This is a genomic window from Kitasatospora sp. NPDC004289, from assembly GCF_053602875.1.
Genome location: NZ_JBSGEL010000006.1, coordinates 145726 through 162942 on the forward strand (window position 1 = coordinate 145726; position 17217 = coordinate 162942).

A 17217-nucleotide genomic window follows, 5' to 3' on the forward strand; every position below is an offset into this window, starting at 1 on the left:
CGCTCAAGTCTATGGGCCCGCCGAAGCGAACAGAAGGCACACGCCCGCAGCCCGCGCCGCCGGGGCCGCCTCAGTTCAGCGTCGGGTCGTCCGGGTACGTCGCCAGCACCGCCAGCGGGCCCCGCTGACGGCGCAGGACGGAGCGCCAGAGGCGTTCGGGCTCCGGGGAGAAGATGTCGCCGGGCTCGCAGTCGACCAGGTACCAGGCACCCTCGGCGAGTTCGGACTCCAGCTGGCCGGGCGACCAGCCCGCGTAGCCGGCGAAGACCCGCAGGCCGCCGAGCTCCCCGGCCAGCACCTCGGGCGGGGCCTCCAGGTCGACCAGGCCGATCGCGCCGTGCACCCGCCGCCAGCCGAGCGGCTCGACCGAGCCCGGTTCACCGGGGACGACGGCCACCGCGAGCGCCGAGTCCAGGCCGACCGGGCCGCCCTGGAAGACCACCGGCATCGCCCCGGCCAGCGCGGACCAGCCGTCCAGCACGGCGGCGACCTCGATCGGGGTGGGGTGGTTGAGCACCACGCCGAGCGCGCCCTGGGCGTCGTGGTCCAGCAGCAGCACCACCGCCCGGGAGAAGTTCGGGTCGGTGAGCAGCGGTGTCGCGACCAGCAGTCGGCCGGTGTGCGAGGAGGCCGGGGTCATGCCCACATGATCCCCCAGTCCGGCCCGCCCGGGGCGGACAACACGGGATGCCCCGACACGCCGTGGGCGAACACCCGTACGGCCGTACCGCACCGCCGTGTCGCCGCCGTGGAGGTTCCGGGGAGGCGACCATCACCAGTAGGGCGCAAGGGAACCACCCGCCCGCCCATTACCATCTACAGGTGGTGGAAGGGCATTCGCCGAACGGCGGAAGTTCCTTCCACTCGCGTTTGCCCTGCTCCGCAGCCGCTTCCTCCCCCAGTCACCCCGGATTGCGAGAACGATGACCGACGACGTCCTGCTGGTCCACGGCGGAAACCCGCTCGAAGGCGAGATCCGCGTCCGTGGTGCGAAGAACCTGGTCCCCAAGGCCATGGTCGCCGCCCTGCTCGGCACGGGCCCCAGCAGACTGCGCAACGTCCCGGACATCCGCGACGTCAAGGTCGTGCGCGGCCTGCTGCAGCTGCACGGCGTGACCGTGCGCACCGGCGACGAGGAGGGCGAGCTGATCCTCGACCCCTCGCACGTGGAGAGCGCCAACGTCGCCGACATCGACGCGCACGCGGGCTCCTCCCGGATCCCGATCCTGTTCTGCGGCCCGCTGCTGCACCGCCTCGGCCACGCCTTCATCCCGGGCCTGGGCGGCTGCGACATCGGCGGCCGGCCGGTGGACTTCCACTTCGAGGTGCTCCGCCAGTTCGGCGCCACCATCGAGAAGCACCCGCAGGGCACCTACCTGGTGGCCCAGCAGCGGCTCCAGGGCACCAAGATCGAGCTGCCCTACCCCTCGGTCGGCGCGACCGAGCAGGTGCTGCTCACCGCGGTGCTCGCCGAGGGCGTCACGGAGCTGCGCAACGCGGCCGTCGAGCCGGAGATCGTCGACCTGATCTGCGTCCTGCAGAAGATGGGCGCGATCATCTCGATGGGCACCGACCGCACCATCCTGATCACCGGCGTGGAGGAGCTCTCGGGCTACAACCACCGCGCCCTGCCGGACCGCCTGGAGGCGGCCTCCTGGGCCTGCGCGGCGCTGGCCACCAAGGGCGACATCTACGTCCGCGGCGCGGACCAGATCCCGATGATGACCTTCCTGAACACCTTCCGGAAGGTCGGCGGCGCCTTCGAGATCGACGACGAGGGCATCCGGTTCTGGCACCCGGGCGGCGAGCTCAAGGCGATCGCCCTGGAGACCGACGTGCACCCCGGCTTCCAGACCGACTGGCAGCAGCCGCTGGTGGTCGCCCTGACCCAGGCCGACGGCCTCTCCATCGTCCACGAGACGGTGTACGAGTCCCGGCTCGGCTTCACCGGCGCGCTGAACCAGATGGGCGCCCACATCCAGCTCTACAGCGAGTGCCTCGGCGGGACCCCCTGCCGCTTCGGCGCGCGCAACTTCCAGCACTCCGCGGTGGTCTCCGGCCCGTCCAAGCTGATCGGCGCCGAGCTGGTCATCCCGGACCTGCGCGGCGGCTTCTCGTACCTGATCGCGGCGCTGGCGGCCGAGGGCACCTCCACGGTGCACGGCATCGACCTGATCAACCGCGGCTACGAGAACTTCATGGAGAAGCTCCGCGACCTGGGCGCCCAGGTCGAGCTGAAGAACGAGGAGCCGGCCGACGAGGAGCTGGTCGCCGTCTGATCCGGACGGCACGCGAAACGACCGTGGCCGGTCTCCCCGAGGGGAGACCGGCCACGGTCGTAGGGGCTACCAGGGGCGTCACTTGCCCTTGGCGGCCTCCTTCAGCTTCGAACCGGCGCTGACCTTGGCGCTGTAGCCGGCCGGGATCTGGATCGGGTCGCCGGTCTGCGGGTTACGAGCGGTGCGGGCGGCACGGTGGGTGCGCTCGAAGGTCAGGAAGCCGGGGATGGTGACCTTCTCGTCACCCTTGGCGACGACCTCGCCGACGACCTCGGCGAAGGCGGCCAGAACGGCGTCGGCGTCCTTGCGGGTCACCTCGGCGCGCTCCGACAGAGCGGCCACCAGCTCACTGCGGTTCATGTGTACTCCTGTGGTCTGTTCGCGTTGCGGTGTGCGGGGCCCGTCGGTCGTCCCGCCGGGCCGCCATCACTGGCGACGGCAGGGCCGCTGGTCCGCACACTGTGCTCGTTCAGGCGAGGGTTGGTCAGGGGTCGGGCTTGCACCCCGAAGCGCCTCAAACCGCACTGCCTGGGTACGAATCCTGCCCCGACCGGCACTGAGAAAGCCAATCGGTCCCCGCCGCGGTTGACCCGAACAGCGCCCGCCGGACGGAGTTGTGACGCTCCGTCCGCTCCGGTGGACCGGGGCGGGCGGCGGGCCGGGACGACACGCCGAGGGCCCAGGGGGACGTTCCGTACTTGTCGGACACGCCTGCCCCGTGCAGGGCTACCGTACGCCCTGCCACCGACAAGCCCAAACACGCCCCTTCCCCTTGTGTCGCAAGGGTTCGGGGCGAGCGGGCTCGGGTAGGGTGGCCGGCCGGCCGCCGGACCCTCCGCGCGGGAGGTCCGGACCGGGCCCGCCACCCCGCCCGAGCTGCGGCTGGATCAGAGCTGAACGGCCGGGAACGACGTGGTGTCCAGGGTGCCGACGATGCCCGGGGTGGGCGGGGCCGGGGCCGGCTCGGTCTCGCCGCGGGCGGCCAGGGCGGCCTCCCGGACGGCGGCCGCGACGGTCTTGGCCACGTCGGGGTGGAAGACGCTGGGGATGATGTAGTTCGGGTTCAGCTGGTCGTCGGCCACGGTGGTGGCCAGCGCCCGGGCGGCGGCCAGCATCATCTCGGTGTTGACGGTGCGGCTCTGGGCGTCCAGCAGGCCGCGGAAGACGCCGGGGAAGACCAGCACGTTGTTGATCTGGTTCGGGAAGTCGCTGCGGCCGGTCGCCACCACGGCGGCGGTCTGGCGGGCCACCGCCGGGTCCACCTCCGGGTCCGGGTTGGCCAGCGCGAAGACGATCGCGTTGTCGGCCATGGTGGCCAGGTCGTCGCCGTCCAGCACGTTCGGGGCGGAGACGCCGATGAAGACGTCGGCCCCGGCCACCGCCTCCTTGAGGCTGCCGGTGCGGCCCGAGCGGTTGGTGTGCTCGGCGATCCAGCGCAGGCTGTCGTTCAGGTCGTCGCGGCCCTCGTGGACCACGCCGCGCACGTCCGCCACGGTGGCGTGCCGCACGCCGGCGGCCAGCAGCAGCTTGAGGATCGCGGTGCCGGCCGCACCCGCGCCGGACATCACCACGCGGATCTCGTCGATGGGCTTGCCGACCACCTTGAGCGCGTTGGTGAGCGCCGCCAGCACCACGATCGCGGTGCCGTGCTGGTCGTCGTGGAAGACCGGGATGTCCAGGGCCTCGCGCAGCCGGGCCTCGATCTCGAAGCAGCGCGGCGCGGAGATGTCCTCCAGGTTGATGCCGGCGAAGCCGGGGGCGATCGCCTTGACGATGGCGACGATCTCGTCGGCGTCCTGGGTGTCCAGGCAGATCGGCCAGGCGTCGATGCCGGCGAAGCGCTTGAACAGCGCGGCCTTGCCCTCCATCACCGGCAGGGCGGCCTTCGGGCCGATGTTGCCCAGGCCCAGCACGGCCGAGCCGTCGGTGACCACGGCGACGCTGTTGCGCTTGATGGTCAGGCGGCGGGCGTCCTCGGGGTTCTCGGCGATCGCCATGCAGACCCGGGCCACGCCGGGGGTGTAGATCATCGAGAGGTCGTCGCGGTTGCGGATCGGCAGCTTCGAGGACATCTCGATCTTGCCGCCGAGGTGCATCAGGAAGGTGCGGTCCGAGACCTTGCCGATCGCCACGCCGTCGATCGCGCGGAGCTTCTCGACGATCTCCTCGCCGTGGGCGACCGAGGCGGCGGCCACGGTGACGTCGATCCGCAGCGCCTCGAGACCGGAGGCGGTGACGTCCAGGCCGGTGACCGAGCCGCCGGAGGACTCGACGGCGGTGGTGATCGAGCTCACCGCGTTGCCGGTGGCGGGCACCTCCAACCGGACCGTGATCGAGTTCGAGACACTGGGCACCGTCGCCATCGACGTCCTTCTTCCTGAAATCAACACTTTGTTGAATGCCTGCGCAGTCGGCATGCTAGACCTCGATCGTCGCACTCACCAAGGGTTCGATAGAAATAACGTTCATTGAGTGTGCGGAGTCGACAAGGCTTCTTGCCCTCGGCGGACGATGCGTTACATTGGACAAGGCACCGGCTCGATCCAAGCCCCCGGGCCCAACCTTCGTCCCTTAGAGGGACCACTTGCCGCGAGGCGAGCATGGCGGGTCGGTGTCATAGCTTCGAAGGCCCCCTCACCAAGTCCGGTGAGGGGGCCTTCCGCTGTCCCCGCGTCAGCTGGCGGTCCGTCAGCGCAGCAGCGCCGGCACCCCGTCCGCGTCCGGCAGGTCGTCCGGGCCGGAGAGCACGGTGAGCCGCTGGGTGGCCCGGGTCAGCGCCACGTACAGCACCCGCAGGCCCGCCTCGGACTCGCCCGCGATGCCGACCGGGTCGGCCACCACCGTGGCGTCGTACTCCAGGCCCTTGGCCTCCAGCGAGCCCAGCGCGACCGCCCGCTCGCCCAGCCCGGCCACCCAGCCGGCCGCCTCGGCCCGGCGGTCCATCGGGACCACCACCGCGACGGTGCCGTCCACCTCGGCCAGCAGCCGCTCCAGCTCGGCCCGGGCCGCCGCCGCGACCGCGGCCGGCTCGGTCGAGCCGACCGCCGCGAAGCGGGGCTCCAGGCCGGTGGAGCGGACGGCGGTCGGCGAGGGGGTGCCGGGAGCGGCCAGCTCCAGCACCTTGGCCGCCACCTCCGCGATCTCCGAGGGGTTGCGGTAGTTGACGGTCAGGGTGTGCCGACGGCGCGGCTTGCCGGCCAGCACCTCGTCCATCGCGGCCTGCGCCTCCTGCGGGAACGGCCAGGAGGACTGCGCCGGGTCGCCGACGATGGTCCAGGTGGCCATCCGGGCCCGGCGGCCGACCATCCGCCACTGCATCGGCGTCAGGTCCTGCGCCTCGTCCACGATCACGTGGGCGTACTCGGTGCGCTCCACCGGGACGCGCTCCCGCTGGCGGGACATCCGGTCGGCGTAGGTGGTCACCTCGTCCAGGCCGGTCAGCATGTCGACCGCGTCCACCTCACGGACCTTGCGGACCGCCGCCTCGCCGAGCAGCAGCTGCAGCTCGTCCACCAGCGCCACGTCGTGCGCCGACAGCTCGCCCTCCCCGCGGGACGTCAGGTGCCGCCAGGAGTCGGCCAGCAGCCGGGCCTCCTCCGGGGTGACGGCGCGTCGGGCGATCCGGTTGGTGTGCCGGGACTGCTTGAGGGTCGCCAGCACCCGACGGGGCGTCAGCGCGGGCCACCAGGCCTCCAGGAAGTCCAGGAACGCCGCCTCGTCCGAGACGTACTCGTCGAAGGCCTCCTTCTCCTCCTGGCGCTGCTCGCGCGCGTAGTGGTCGGCGGGGCGCGGCAGGTGCCGGGTGGCCTGCTGCCAGAGCGCGTCCAGCAGCAGCCGGCGGGCCCGCGGGCGGAGCAGGTTGAGCGGGGTGCCGCCGCTGCCGATCACGTTGCCGCGGACCGCCTTCAGGCGGCCGGCGTCCAGGCGCAGCGCCTCGCCGCGGGCGAAGACCTTCAGCTCGGTCGGGGCACCCAGCTCCAGGGCGGCCTTGGCCGCCCGGCGCAGCAGCGTCACCATCCGGGCCGAGCCCTTCACGTGGGCGGTCTCCGGGGTGTCGTACCGGCCCGCCTCGATGCCGTCGACCAGGCTGCCGACCGCGCGGATCGCCACCTGGCCCTCCTCGCCCAGCGCGGGCAGCACGCCCTCGGTGTACGAGACCAGCAGCGCGGTCGGGCTGACCACCAGGATGCCGCCCGCGTACCGGCGGCGGTCCTGGTAGAGCAGGAAGGCGGCGCGGTGCAGCGCGACGGCGGTCTTGCCGGTGCCCGGGCCGCCGGTGACCAGGGTGGCGCCGGGCGCGGGGGCCCGGATCACCTCGTCCTGCTCCTTCTGGATCGAGGAGACGATGTCGCGCATGGTGTGGCTGCGGGCCCGGCCCAGCGTCGCCATCAGCGCGCCGTCGCCGACCACCGCCAGCTCCTGACCGCCCAGGGTCGGCGTCAGGTCCGGGCGGAGCAGGTCGTCCTCGACGCCGATCACCCGGCGGCCCTTGGACCGGATCACCCGGCGCCGGATCACCCGGCCCGGCTCGACCGGGGTCGAGCGGTAGAACGGCGCGGCGGCCGGGGCCCGCCAGTCGATCACCAGCGGACCGAACTCGGCGTCCAGCACGCCGAGCCGGCCGATGTGCAGGGTCTCGGCCACGGCCGGGTCGGCCGGGTCGAGCGGGGTCTGCGACGGGATCCCGTGCTCCTCCGGGGCGTCGGCCTGCTGGAGGTCGATCCGGCCGAACAGGAAGTCCTCGAACTCGGTGTTCAGCCGGTGCAGGTGCGCCCCGGCGCGGTACACCTGGGCGTCCCGCTCCGCGAGCGCGCCGGGCGTGCCCACGTGGACGCGCTTGGCGGCGTCCTCGAGGATGTACTCGGCCTCGGCGAGCTTCTCCTCCAACCGGCGGTAGACGGTGTCGAGGTGGCGCTGCTCCTCGGCGATCTCGCGGTCTCGGACGGTGTCTGAGTCTGTGCTGCTGTGCATGGCCTCGTTCAGTGGCGGCTGTGAACCTGCGGGAAAAAAGAGACGGACGGAAGATCCTACGCCCAGGACCCCGCCCAGCGGCAGACACCCGCACACATCACCTGCACCGCACCACCACTCGTAGTGGTCACCCCGGGGGCGCGAGGAACTGCGCGTGGGGGAACGGCAGCACCTGCAACTGGCTCGACTGCCCCGACCTCACACCGGTCCGCCTTCCGTACTCGCGCAGTTCCCCGCGCCCCTGGAGCCTTCGGCCCCGAGGCGCGGCCGTCAGACGGCGCCGTACTTCTCCCCCGGCTCCGCCGTCGGGTCGACCGCCAGGCGGTAGCCGCGCTTGACCACGGTGGCGACCAGGTTCGGGGTGCCGAGGGCCGCGCGCAGGCGGGCCATCGCGGTCTCCACGGCGTGCTCGTCGTTGCCGCTGCCGGGCAGGGCGCGGAGCAGCTCGGCGCGGGCCACCACCCAGCCGGGGCGGCGGGCCAGGGCGCGGAGCAGGGCCATCCCGGCGGGCGGGACGGGCCGCAGCTCGCCGTCGACCAGGGCGGCCTGGCCGCGCAGCTCCAGCTGGTGCCCGGCCACCGAGAGCCGCCGCCCGCGCACGGGGAGCCGGGCGGTGAGCAGCTGCACCATCGCGCCCAGCCGCATCCGCTCCGGCCAGACGGTGGCGATGTCCAGTTCCTCCAGCGGGGCGGCCGTCACGGGCCCGACGCAGACCGGCAGGACGTCGCGGCGCAGCGCGTGCAGCAGCTGGTCGGTCAGGCCGCGCTCCGCCGCCCGGTCGAGCAGGCTGAGCACCGCCGGGGCGGAGGTGAAGGTGATCGCGTCCAGCGCGCCGGTGCAGCAGGCGTCCAGCAGCCGGTCCAGCGGGGCGATGTCGGCGGGCGGCAGCCAGCGGTAGACCGGCACCTCGACCACCTCGGCGCCCGCCGCGGTGAGCGAGTCGACGAAGTCGCGCTGCGGGGCGCCGTGCAGCTGGACGGCGATCCGCTTGCCCTCGACGCCCTCCTCCAGCAGCTTCTCCAGCACCTCCACCGAGGACTCCGACCTCGCCGACCACTCCTCCCGCAGCCCGGCGGCCCGGATCGCGCCCTTGGCCTTGGGGCCGCGGGCCAGCACGGAGGCCTTGCCGAGCCGTTCGATCAGCTCGTCGCCGAGGCCCCAGCCCTCGGCGGCCTCGATCCAGCCCCGGAAGCCGATCCCGGTGGTGGCCACCGCGAGGTCCGGCGGCCCGGCGACCAGGGCCCGGGTGGCGGCGAGGAGTTCGGTGTCGTCGGGCAGCGGCACGATCCGCAGTGCGGCGGCCCGCTGCACGGCGGCGCCCCGGCGCTGGAGCAGCGTGGCCAGCTCCTCGGAGCGGCGGGCGGCGGTGATGCCGACGGTGAATCCGGCCAGCGGAGGCACCGGTTCGACGGATTGAGGGGCCGTCAGTTCGTCCATGGCTGTGGGTCCTTCGGTGGTGCGCACCCCGGCTGCGGCGGGCCGGGAGGGTGGGTGGACGGGCATCCTCCCCCGAGGCGGTGTCGCTGCGGGGTCGGCCGGATTTCCGGGGTGTTTCACGGGCCGGACCGGCCGTCCAGGGGATGGACGGCCGGTCCGGCCCCGGGGTCAGGCCGCGACCCGCTCCTTCACCTGGGCGGGCACCGCGCTGCCGGTGGGGCGGCGCAGGTAGACGGCCCAGGTGAGGGCGGCGCAGACCGCGTACGCCACCAGGAAGGAGGCGAAGGCGGGGGTCCCGGTCTTGGCGACCAGGAAGGACTGCCGGAAGGCCAGGTTGATGAAGAGGCCGCCGAGCGCGCCGACCGCGCCGATCACCCCGACGGCCGCGCCGGACATCCGGCGGGACCAGGCGGCGGCCTGCTCGGCGGTGGCGCCGAGCTCGGCGATCCGGTTCTGCGCCTTGGCCTCGAAGATCACCGGGATCATCTTGTAGGTGGAGCCGTTGCCCAGCCCGGCCAGCACGAAGAGCGTGGTGAACCCGGCCAGGAAGACCGGCAGCGAGCGCTCCGACGAGGCGTACAGCACCACCAGGGTGGCGGCGGCCATCCCGGCGAAGTTCCACAGGGTGATCCGGGCACCGCCCCAGCGGTCGGCCAGCCAGCCGCCGACCGGGCGGATCAGCGAGCCGAGCAGCGGGCCGACGAAGGTGAGCTGGGCGGCCTGCAGCGGGGTGCGGCCGAACTGGGTCTGCAGCACCAGGCCGAAGGCGAAGCTGAATCCGATGAAGGAGCCGAAGGTGCCGATGTAGAGCACCGACATCAGCCAGGTGTGACGCTCCCTCAGCACCTCGGCCAGCGCGCCGGTGTCGTTCTTCATCGGCGCCAGGTTGTCCATGAAGAGCGCGGCGAGGGTGGCCGCGATCACGATCAGCGGCAGGTAGATGCCGAGCACCAGCCGGGGTGAGGTGGCCCCGGCCCAGGTGATCACCGCGAGCGCGACCAGTTGGATCACCGGCACCCCGATGTTGCCGCCGCCGGCGTTCAGCCCGAGCGCCCAGCCCTTGCGGTGCTGCGGGAAGAAGGCGTTGATGTTGGTCATCGAGGAGGCGAAGTTCCCCCCGCCGAGCCCGGTGAGCGCGGCCACCACCATGAAGGTGGTGTAGGAGGTCCCCGGCTCCATCACGTACGCGGCGGCCAGTGCGGGCAGCAGCAGGAGCAGCGCCGAGACCACCGTCCAGTTCCGCCCGCCGAAGCGGGCCACCGCCACGGTGTAGGGGATCCGGACGAAGGCGCCGACCAGGGTGGGCATCGCGACCAGGAAGAACTTCCCGGCCGGGTCGATCCCGTACTTGGGCCCCATGAAGAGGACCATCACCGACCAGAGGCTCCAGATCGAGAAGCCGATGTGCTCCGAGAGCACCGAGAAGACCAGGTTGCGGTTGGCGGTCCGGCGCCCGGTCCGCTCCCAGAACGCCCGGTCCTCCGGATCCCACTCCTGGATCCAGCCCCGTCGCACCGCCGTGTCTCCACTCATCGCAACTCCCCTTGTGCAAGTTCGGTGCCCTGACCTGGACGACCCTAACGGGCCGGGATTTCCGGGGAGTTGTGGGTTGTGAACCCGCCGGTACGGTCCTCTCACCGGGCCGCCCGGCGCGGTGTGAGACCGCGGAAACGCAAGAAGGCCGCCTCCTCGCGGAGTGCGGCCTTCGAGCGACATGGGTCTGTGGAGATGCCGGGAATCGAACCCGGGTCCAGTGGAGTGGATTCAGGACTTCTCCGAGCGCAGTCCGCTGTGAGTTTCTCGGCCCTGGCAGTCACGCGGACAAGCCGCCAACAGGCCCAGCCACTGTTTTGTTTTTCCGCCGACCCCCGTGGCCGGGGTGGCGGATGAGTTCCCTAGATTATGCCAGGATCCGGGTCGGGAACTCCCCGGGCTGACACCCATTCACTCTTGCTTAGGCAGCGAGAGCGAACTGCTGGGAATCGCGCTTAGAGTTGGCGATTATTTTTTTGCGACAGATGGTTAACGAGATCATTGCCGCGTTCCTCGGCTCGCTTCTCCTGTTTCGACGTCCCCTGTCGAAACCGATCATCCCCATGTTGATTTGACAAACAGCTCCGGCAGGCGGACCCTCCGGTGGTGTTGCTCGGGCCATAGTACGCGCAGGCACCGGCCCCGGCCAAGCGGATTACTTCTGACGGCGGCGCGCCGCCGCGACGGCCCGGTCGGACTCGCGGCGGTCCTGCTTCTCGCGCAGGGTCTGCCGCTTGTCGTACAGCTTCTTGCCGACCGCGAGCGCCAGCTCCAGCTTCACCCGGCCGTCCTTGAAGTACAGGGAGAGCGGCACCAGGGTGTGGCCGGTCTCCTTGACCTTCGACTCGATCTTGCGGATCTCGAGCTTGTGCAGCAGCAGCTTGCGCTTGCGCCGCGAGGCGTGGTTCGTCCAGGTCCCCTGGGTGTACTCGGGGATGAACACGTTGTCGACCCACGCTTCGTGGCCCTGCACGTAGGCGTAACCGTCCACCAGGTTGGCCCGCCCCTCGCGGAGCGACTTCACCTCCGTGCCGGTCAGCACCATGCCGCATTCGTACGTGTCGAGGATGGTGTACTCGTGTCGCGCCTTCTTGTTCTGCGCGATCAGCTTCTTTCCCGTTTCCTTAGCCATAGCACCGGCCATTCTCGCACCTCGCCCGCCCGGTGGTCAGCCCATTTGGCCGCGGCCCAGCCCGGAGAGCACGGTGTCGGCGAGCCGGGTCACCGCCTCCGGGTCGCCGCCCGGCGGCTGGGGGACGTCCGGGGTGAGGCCGGTGCCGTCCGGGGAGCGGCCGGCCGGGGTGGCGTAGCGGCCGACGGTGAGCTCCAGGACGGCGCCGTCCGCGAGGCGGCTGGGCTGCTGGACGGTGCCCTTGCCGAAGGTGCGGGAGCCGACCAGGACGGCGCGGCTGCGGTCCTGGAGCGCCCCGGCGAGCAGTTCGGCGGCACTCATGGTGCCGCCGTCCACCAGCACCACCAGGGGCACGGTGGTGTCTCCGCCGCGCGCGGCGGTCAGCTCGCGCCGCTCGCCGCGCTCCTGGTACGAGGCCACCGGGCCGCCGTCCAGGAAGAGCGAGGCGGTCCCCACGGCCTGGTCCACCAGCCCGCCGGAGTTGCCCCGCAGGTCCAGCAGGACGCCCCGGGCGCCCCGGACGGCCTGCGCCACCTCGGCGGCCACACCGGCCGTGAAGCCGCGCACCGCGACCTTCACCACCCCGGGCCGCAGCTGCTCCACCGTCACGTCCCGGGCGGCCAGCTCGGCCCGGCGCAGCGTCAGCTCGCGGGCCGGCCCGCCCGGCCGGCGGACCGTCAGCTCCACCGCCGTGCCGACCTCGCCGCGCAGCCCGGCCACCACCTCGGTGACCGGGAGCCGGTCGGCCGGGGTGCCGTCGATGCCGAGCAGCACGTCCCCGGCCGCGATCCCGGCCTGCCGGGCGGGCCCGTCGGGGTGCACCCGGTCCACCGTGGTGGCCCCGTCCGCCGTCCGCCGCACCGAGAGCCCGACGCCGCGGTAGCGCCCCTTGGTCAGATCGGTGTACTCCTCGGGCGTGTAGTACGCGGCCCACGGGTCGCCGCCCTCGGCGACCAGCCGCTCGGCCTGCTGCCGGGACAGCGACGCCCCGGCCAGGTCACGCCCGGCCAGGGCATCGGAGGAGGAGGTGGGCGGGCGCCCGTCGGCCGGAGCCCCGCTCCAGGCCCCGGTGACCGCCCCGGTGAACAGCACGGCGCCGAACGCCAGGGAGAGCACAGCTCCCTGGCGCACTCCCGCACGCAGAGTCACCGGCATGGCAAGGGAGTCTAGGCGCACTGCCTGAGGGGGCGTCAGACCTTCAGGTACTTCCGGAGGGTGATGAACGCCGCGATGCCGGCCATCCCCATGCCGACCACGACCAGCAGCGGGATGACGGTGAGCACCGAGGAGAGCCCGATGAAGTGGATGAACTGCACCCGCTGGGCCAGGAACTCCTGCACGAAGAAGTGCCCGCCGAGCAGCAGCCCGGAGGCCAGCACCGCACCGAGCAGCGCGGCGAAGGCCGCCTCCGCGATGAACGGCATCTGCACGTAGAAGTTCGAGGCACCGACCAGGCGCATGATCCCGGTCTCGCGCCGTCGGCTGAACGCGGACACCCGGACGGTGTTCACGATCAGCAGCAGGGCGACGAAGAGCATCAGCACCATGATCACGAACGCGGCGGTCTGCAGACCGTTCAGCAGGCCGAACAGGTTCTCCAGGATCTTCCGCTGGTCCTCGACCGACTTGACGCCCGGCTTCCCGGCGAAGGCGCTCTGCACCACGTCGTACTTGGTCGGGTCGTTCAGCTTGACCCGCCAGGACTGCGGCATCGCCTCCGCACCCACCGCAGCGAGCAGCGGGTTGTCCGGGTTGGTCTCCTTCCAGCGCTTGTACGCGTCCTGCGAGCTCTCGAAGGTGGAGCTCTGCACCAGCTGGGTCATCTTGTCCAGCTGGCCCTTGACCTCGGCGATCTGCTGGTCGGTGGCGGCACCCGCCGAGCACTGGGCGGAGGTCTTGGCGTCCGACTTGGTGCAGAAGTAGATGCTCACCTCGACCTTGTCGTACCAGTACCCCTTCATGGAGTTGACCTGGTCGCGGACGAGCAGCGAGGCGCCGGCGAGGGCGAGCGATAGCGCGACGCTGACCACGACCGCGATGGTCATGGTCAGGTTGCGGCGGAGACCGACGCCGATCTCCGACAGGACGAACTGGGCGCGCATGGCGTTACTCCAGGGGCAGGCAGGTGGAACGGGCAGGCGGACGGGGCGTCGGGTGGCTCAGTTCTGGTAGCCGTAGACGCCGCGGGCCTGGTCGCGGACCAGCAGCCCCTTGTCGAGCTCGATCACCCGCTTGCGCATCTGGTCGACGATGGCCTGGTCGTGCGTGGCCATCAGGACCGTGGTGCCGGTGCGGTTGATCCGGTCGAGCAGCTTCATGATGCCGACCGAGTTCTGCGGGTCGAGGTTTCCCGTGGGCTCGTCCGCGATCAGCAGCATCGGCCGGTTCACGAAGGCCCGGGCGATCGCCACGCGCTGCTGCTCACCACCGGAGAGCTCGCCGGGCATCCGGTCCTCCTTGCCGCCGAGGCCGACCAGGTCGAGCACCTCGGGCACCACCTTGTTGATGGCGCTCTTCGGCTTGCCGATGACCTCCAGCGCGAACGCGACGTTCTGCGCGACGGTCTTGTTCGGCAGCAGGCGGAAGTCCTGGAAGACGGTGCCCAGCTGACGCCGCATGTGCGGCACCTTCCAGTTGGACAGCTTGCCGAGGTCCTTGCCCAGCACGTGGACCGCGCCGGTGCTCGGGCGCTCCTCGCGCAGGCAGAGCCTCAGGAAGGTCGACTTGCCGGAGCCGGACGAACCGACCAGGAAGACGAACTCGCCCTTCTCGATCTCCAGCGAGACGTTGTCCAGGGCCGGACGGTTCTGCTTGGGATAGGTCTTGGAGACGTTGTCGAATCTGATCACGGCTGCATCACGGGGGCCATCCTAGGTGGGTCAGGACTCGGACCCTACGCGAAGCCCCTCCGGGCCCGCAGGCACTGTCCGGGGGTTCACCTGGGATTTGGCGAGAAATATCCCGTTCTGCCCGGATAAGTGCGACCCATGTCACAGCCCGGCATGCGGTTGAGCGGTCGGCGAACGGGGAGGACGGGCCGGAACGGGCGGAACCTGGCACAGTGGTAGCTGAGAGCGCCCGTCCGGGGCCGTCCGAGGAACCGGAAGCCCGTCCGGCGCGTTGCAGTAACCAGCAAGGAGGAGATCGCATGACTTGCGACCATCTGGTGTGCGCCAACTGCAACGGCCGCGTGAGTGACGGCCGCTGCCCGGTCTGCCGCGCCAACCGGGCCCGGCTGCAGGACCAGCAGGGCCCGTTCGCCGCGCTGTCGCCCACGGCGCTGCTCGCGCTGATCGTCGGCCTGCTGGCGGTGGCGCTGATCGCCCGTCAGGCCCTGGCCTGACCGACCCCGCACGCGAAAGGGCCCCGGGAACACCCGGGGCCCTTTTCGGTGCGCCCTTACGCGGCGGCCTCGCGCTGCTTCCGCCAGCGGATGCCGGCCTCGATGAACCCGTCGATGTCGCCGTCCAGCACCGACTGCGGGTTGCCGACCTCGAACTCCGTCCGCAGGTCCTTGACCATCTGGTACGGGTGCAGCACGTACGACCGCATCTGGTTGCCCCAGGACGAGCCGCCGTCCTTGAGCGCGTCCATCGCGGCGCGCTCCTCCTGGCGGCGGCGCTCCAGCAGCTTGGCCTGGAGGACGTTCATCGCCGAGGCCTTGTTCTGGATCTGCGAGCGCTCGTTCTGGCAGGAGACCACGATGCCGGTCGGCAGGTGGGTGATCCGGACCGCGGAGTCGGTGGTGTTGACGCCCTGGCCGCCGGGGCCGGAGGCGCGGTAGACGTCGACGCGCAGCTCGCCCTCGTCGATGTCGACGTGGTCGGAGGTCTCGACGACCGGGAGCACCTCGACGCCGGCGAAGGAGGTCTGCCGGCGGCCCTGGTTGTCGAAGGGCGAGATGCGGACCAGGCGGTGGGTGCCCTGCTCGACCGAGAGGGTGCCGTAGGCGTAGGGCGCCTTGACGGTGAAGGTCGCGGACTTGATGCCGGCCTCTTCGGCGTACGAGGTGTCGTAGACCTCGGTCGGGTAGCCGTGCCGCTCGGCCCAGCGCAGGTACATGCGCATCAGCTGCTCGGCGAAGTCGGCGGCGTCCACGCCGCCGGCCTCGGCCCGGATGTTGACCAGGGCCTCGCGGGCGTCGTACTCGCCCGAGAGCAGGGTGCGGACCTCGAGCTCCTCGACCGCCTTCTGCACCGACGTCAGCTCGGCCTCGGCCTCGGCGCGGGTGTCCGCGTCGTCCTCGGCCTCGGCGAGCTCGAACAGCACGCCGAGGTCCTCGACCCGGCCGCGCAGGGTCTCGAACTTGCGGACCTCGCCCTGGAGGAAGGAGAGCCGGCTGGTCACCTTCTGGGCGTTCGCGACGTCGTCCCAGAGGGCCGGGGCGGCTGCCTCCTCCTCCAGAACGGCGATGTCGGCCCGGATCTTGTCCAGGTCGAGGACGGCCTCGATCGACCCCATGGTCGTTTCGAGGGACTTGAGCTCTTCGGAAGGATCGACGGCTGCCACGCCACCAGACTAATGGTTCGGCGGGCCCGGCTGCGCATGGGTATCCGTCACCCAGTGGATTCCCGCCGGTCGGGCGCCGGAGGCGTGCCGTTCCCGGGCGAAGGCGGAGTACGCGGCGGCCGCGCCGGCCAGCAGCAGCACTGCCGCGATCAGCACCGCGTAGAGCCGGCGGCGGCGTACCAGCGCCCGGCGGCCCTTGCGGTGTCCGGCCGGAACGGCCTCGCGGCGCTGGGCCTGCGATTCGGCGGCGTAGGAGGCGAGTTCGCGGTCGGAGGGGCGGCGCAGGCTGGTGTGGGTGTCGCGGGTGGAGTCCGGCAGCGGGGCCTGGACCAGCGGGACGGCCGGGCCGCGCCGGCGGCGGTGGGTGCCGGGGCCGGCGTCCACCTCGGTGTAGACCGCCTCGCCCGGGGTGAGCGGGGGCTCGGCCTCGGCGCGCTCGGGGGGCAGCTGCGGGGGCAGGCCGACCAGGTAGGGGAGCTGCTCGCGCAGCCGGGTGGCCAGCTCGGCGGCGCGCAGCCGGGAGGCCGGGGCCTTGGCCAGGCACTCGGTGATGATCCGGGACAGGCCCTCGGGCAGGCCGGGGACGGCCGGCACCTGCTCGGTGACGTGCCGTCGGAGCACCGCGCCGGTGTGGCCGCCGCCGAACGGGGTGAAGCCGGTGAGCAGCTCGTAGAGCACGGTGGCCAGGGCGTAGATGTCGACCGCGGCGCGCGGCTCCAGGCCCTCGATGATCTCGGGGGCGAGGTAGTCGGGGGTGCCGATGATCCGGGTGGCCCGGGTGCGCCGGGGGGCGTCCACCAGGCGGGCGATGCCGAAGTCGGTGAGCTTGGCGCGCGGGGCGCCGCCGGGGCCGGCCGGGGCGGCCAGGTCGAGGAGCACGTTCTCCGGCTTGACGTCGCGGTGGACGATCCCGGCGGCGTGCGCGGCGGCCAGGCCGTCGGCCACGTCGGCGATCACCGAGACGGCGACGGCCGGGGCCAGCGCGCCCTCGCGCTCCAGCCGGGAGCGCAGGTCGGTGCCCTGGACCAGCTCCATCACCAGGGCGAGGTCGTCGCCGTCCACCACCATGTCGCGGACCTCGACCACGTTGGGGTGGTCGAGGCTGGTCAGCGCGGCGCGCTCCTGGACGAAGCGGCCGACCAGCACCTGATCGGATGCCAGGTCCTCGCGCAGCAGCTTGACTGCCACCGGTCCGTCCGGGCCCTCACCGAGCCACACGGTCCCGGCGGACCCCCGGCCGATCACCTGCTGGACGGTGTACCGGCTGCCGATCTTGCGTGCCAATGCTGCTGCTCCGTAGGCGGCGGGAGCGCGCTGCCCTTCTGCGCGCTCGGTAGGTCGGTGCTTCAGCCACCC

The 17217-nt window shown here is 71.9% G+C and carries 14 protein-coding genes and 1 other RNA gene; 2 read left to right on the top strand and 13 right to left on the bottom strand.

The window, feature by feature from the left end:
* Positions 1-70 precede the first annotated feature (70 nt).
* Positions 71-640, bottom strand: a complete 570-nt coding sequence (locus tag ACWEPF_RS06065) for a YqgE/AlgH family protein (protein WP_345290379.1) — start codon at positions 638-640, stop codon at positions 71-73.
* Between the two features lie 283 nt (positions 641-923).
* Between ACWEPF_RS06065 and murA the strand changes: the two genes are divergently transcribed.
* A complete protein-coding gene (gene murA / locus ACWEPF_RS06070) occupies positions 924-2279 on the top strand; it encodes a UDP-N-acetylglucosamine 1-carboxyvinyltransferase (protein WP_345290378.1) in 1356 nt (451 codons plus the stop codon).
* A gap of 78 nt (positions 2280-2357) precedes the next feature.
* Here murA and ACWEPF_RS06075 read toward each other — a convergent pair whose 3' ends face one another.
* From ACWEPF_RS06075 to ftsE, 10 genes are all read right to left on the bottom strand, one after another.
* Positions 2358-2639 carry an HU family DNA-binding protein gene (locus ACWEPF_RS06075; RefSeq protein ID WP_104816345.1) on the bottom strand — a complete coding sequence of 94 codons (282 nt, stop codon included), beginning with the start codon at positions 2637-2639 and terminating at the stop codon, positions 2358-2360.
* Between the two features lie 527 nt (positions 2640-3166).
* Positions 3167-4642 carry a malic enzyme-like NAD(P)-binding protein gene (locus tag ACWEPF_RS06080; RefSeq protein WP_452171598.1) on the bottom strand — a complete coding sequence of 492 codons (1476 nt, stop codon included), beginning with the start codon at positions 4640-4642 and terminating at the stop codon, positions 3167-3169.
* Positions 4643-4967: 325 nt separating this feature from the next.
* Entirely contained in the window at positions 4968-7250 is a 2283-nt protein-coding gene (locus ACWEPF_RS06085) for a HelD family protein (RefSeq protein ID WP_380149628.1), read from the bottom strand.
* A gap of 270 nt (positions 7251-7520) precedes the next feature.
* A complete protein-coding gene (locus ACWEPF_RS06090) occupies positions 7521-8687 on the bottom strand; it encodes a uroporphyrinogen-III synthase (RefSeq protein ID WP_452171599.1) in 1167 nt (388 codons plus the stop codon).
* A 168-nt stretch (positions 8688-8855) separates the two neighbouring features.
* A complete protein-coding gene (locus ACWEPF_RS06095; RefSeq protein ID WP_452171600.1) occupies positions 8856-10220 on the bottom strand; it encodes a nitrate/nitrite transporter in 1365 nt (454 codons plus the stop codon).
* A 187-nt stretch (positions 10221-10407) separates the two neighbouring features.
* Positions 10408-10783, bottom strand: a transfer-messenger RNA (tmRNA) gene (ssrA, locus tag ACWEPF_RS06100).
* 92 nt (positions 10784-10875) lie between these two features.
* On the bottom strand, positions 10876-11352 hold the full coding sequence (gene smpB, locus ACWEPF_RS06105) for an SsrA-binding protein SmpB (protein ID WP_452171601.1): 477 nt from the start codon (positions 11350-11352) through the stop codon (positions 10876-10878).
* Positions 11353-11388: 36 nt separating this feature from the next.
* Positions 11389-12507 (bottom strand): S41 family peptidase, encoded by a 1119-nt coding sequence (locus ACWEPF_RS06110; RefSeq protein ID WP_452171602.1) that lies wholly within the window; start codon positions 12505-12507, stop codon positions 11389-11391.
* Positions 12508-12542: 35 nt separating this feature from the next.
* A complete protein-coding gene (ftsX, locus tag ACWEPF_RS06115; protein WP_345281357.1) occupies positions 12543-13454 on the bottom strand; it encodes a permease-like cell division protein FtsX in 912 nt (303 codons plus the stop codon).
* A gap of 57 nt (positions 13455-13511) precedes the next feature.
* Positions 13512-14201: a cell division ATP-binding protein FtsE gene (ftsE, locus tag ACWEPF_RS06120; RefSeq protein ID WP_345281355.1), complete on the bottom strand. Its 690-nt coding sequence runs from the start codon at positions 14199-14201 to the stop codon at positions 13512-13514.
* Between the two features lie 299 nt (positions 14202-14500).
* Here ftsE and ACWEPF_RS06125 point away from each other — a divergent pair, with 299 nt between their 5' ends.
* Positions 14501-14695, top strand: coding sequence for a hypothetical protein (locus ACWEPF_RS06125; RefSeq protein ID WP_345281353.1), 195 nt, complete (start codon positions 14501-14503; stop codon positions 14693-14695).
* A 56-nt stretch (positions 14696-14751) separates the two neighbouring features.
* On the opposite strand, the gene prfB is transcribed toward ACWEPF_RS06125, so the two are convergent.
* Together prfB and ACWEPF_RS06135 are read right to left on the bottom strand one after the other, a co-directional pair.
* Positions 14752-15861 (bottom strand): peptide chain release factor 2, encoded by a 1110-nt coding sequence (gene prfB / locus ACWEPF_RS06130; protein ID WP_345281351.1) that lies wholly within the window; start codon positions 15859-15861, stop codon positions 14752-14754.
* A 9-nt stretch (positions 15862-15870) separates the two neighbouring features.
* Complete coding sequence (locus ACWEPF_RS06135) at positions 15871-17145, bottom strand: serine/threonine-protein kinase (protein WP_452171603.1); 1275 nt, start codon at positions 17143-17145, stop codon at positions 15871-15873.
* Positions 17146-17217 lie beyond the last annotated feature (72 nt).

Bases quoted from the DNA above. Each gene is read 5' to 3' on its own strand.
- ACWEPF_RS06065 (WP_345290379.1), bottom strand. From the start codon at position 640: ATGACCCCGGCCTCCTCGCACACCGGCCGACTGCTGGTCGCGACACCG.
- murA (WP_345290378.1), top strand. From the start codon at position 924: ATGACCGACGACGTCCTGCTGGTCCACGGCGGAAACCCGCTCGAAGGC.
- ACWEPF_RS06075 (WP_104816345.1), bottom strand. From the start codon at position 2,639: ATGAACCGCAGTGAGCTGGTGGCCGCTCTGTCGGAGCGCGCCGAGGTG.
- ACWEPF_RS06080 (WP_452171598.1), bottom strand. From the start codon at position 4,642: ATGGCGACGGTGCCCAGTGTCTCGAACTCGATCACGGTCCGGTTGGAG.
- ACWEPF_RS06085 (WP_380149628.1), bottom strand. From the start codon at position 7,250: ATGCACAGCAGCACAGACTCAGACACCGTCCGAGACCGCGAGATCGCC.
- ACWEPF_RS06090 (WP_452171599.1), bottom strand. From the start codon at position 8,687: ATGGACGAACTGACGGCCCCTCAATCCGTCGAACCGGTGCCTCCGCTG.
- ACWEPF_RS06095 (WP_452171600.1), bottom strand. From the start codon at position 10,220: ATGAGTGGAGACACGGCGGTGCGACGGGGCTGGATCCAGGAGTGGGAT.
- smpB (WP_452171601.1), bottom strand. From the start codon at position 11,352: ATGGCTAAGGAAACGGGAAAGAAGCTGATCGCGCAGAACAAGAAGGCG.
- ACWEPF_RS06110 (WP_452171602.1), bottom strand. From the start codon at position 12,507: ATGCCGGTGACTCTGCGTGCGGGAGTGCGCCAGGGAGCTGTGCTCTCC.
- ftsX (WP_345281357.1), bottom strand. From the start codon at position 13,454: ATGCGCGCCCAGTTCGTCCTGTCGGAGATCGGCGTCGGTCTCCGCCGC.
- ACWEPF_RS06125 (WP_345281353.1), top strand. From the start codon at position 14,501: ATGACTTGCGACCATCTGGTGTGCGCCAACTGCAACGGCCGCGTGAGT.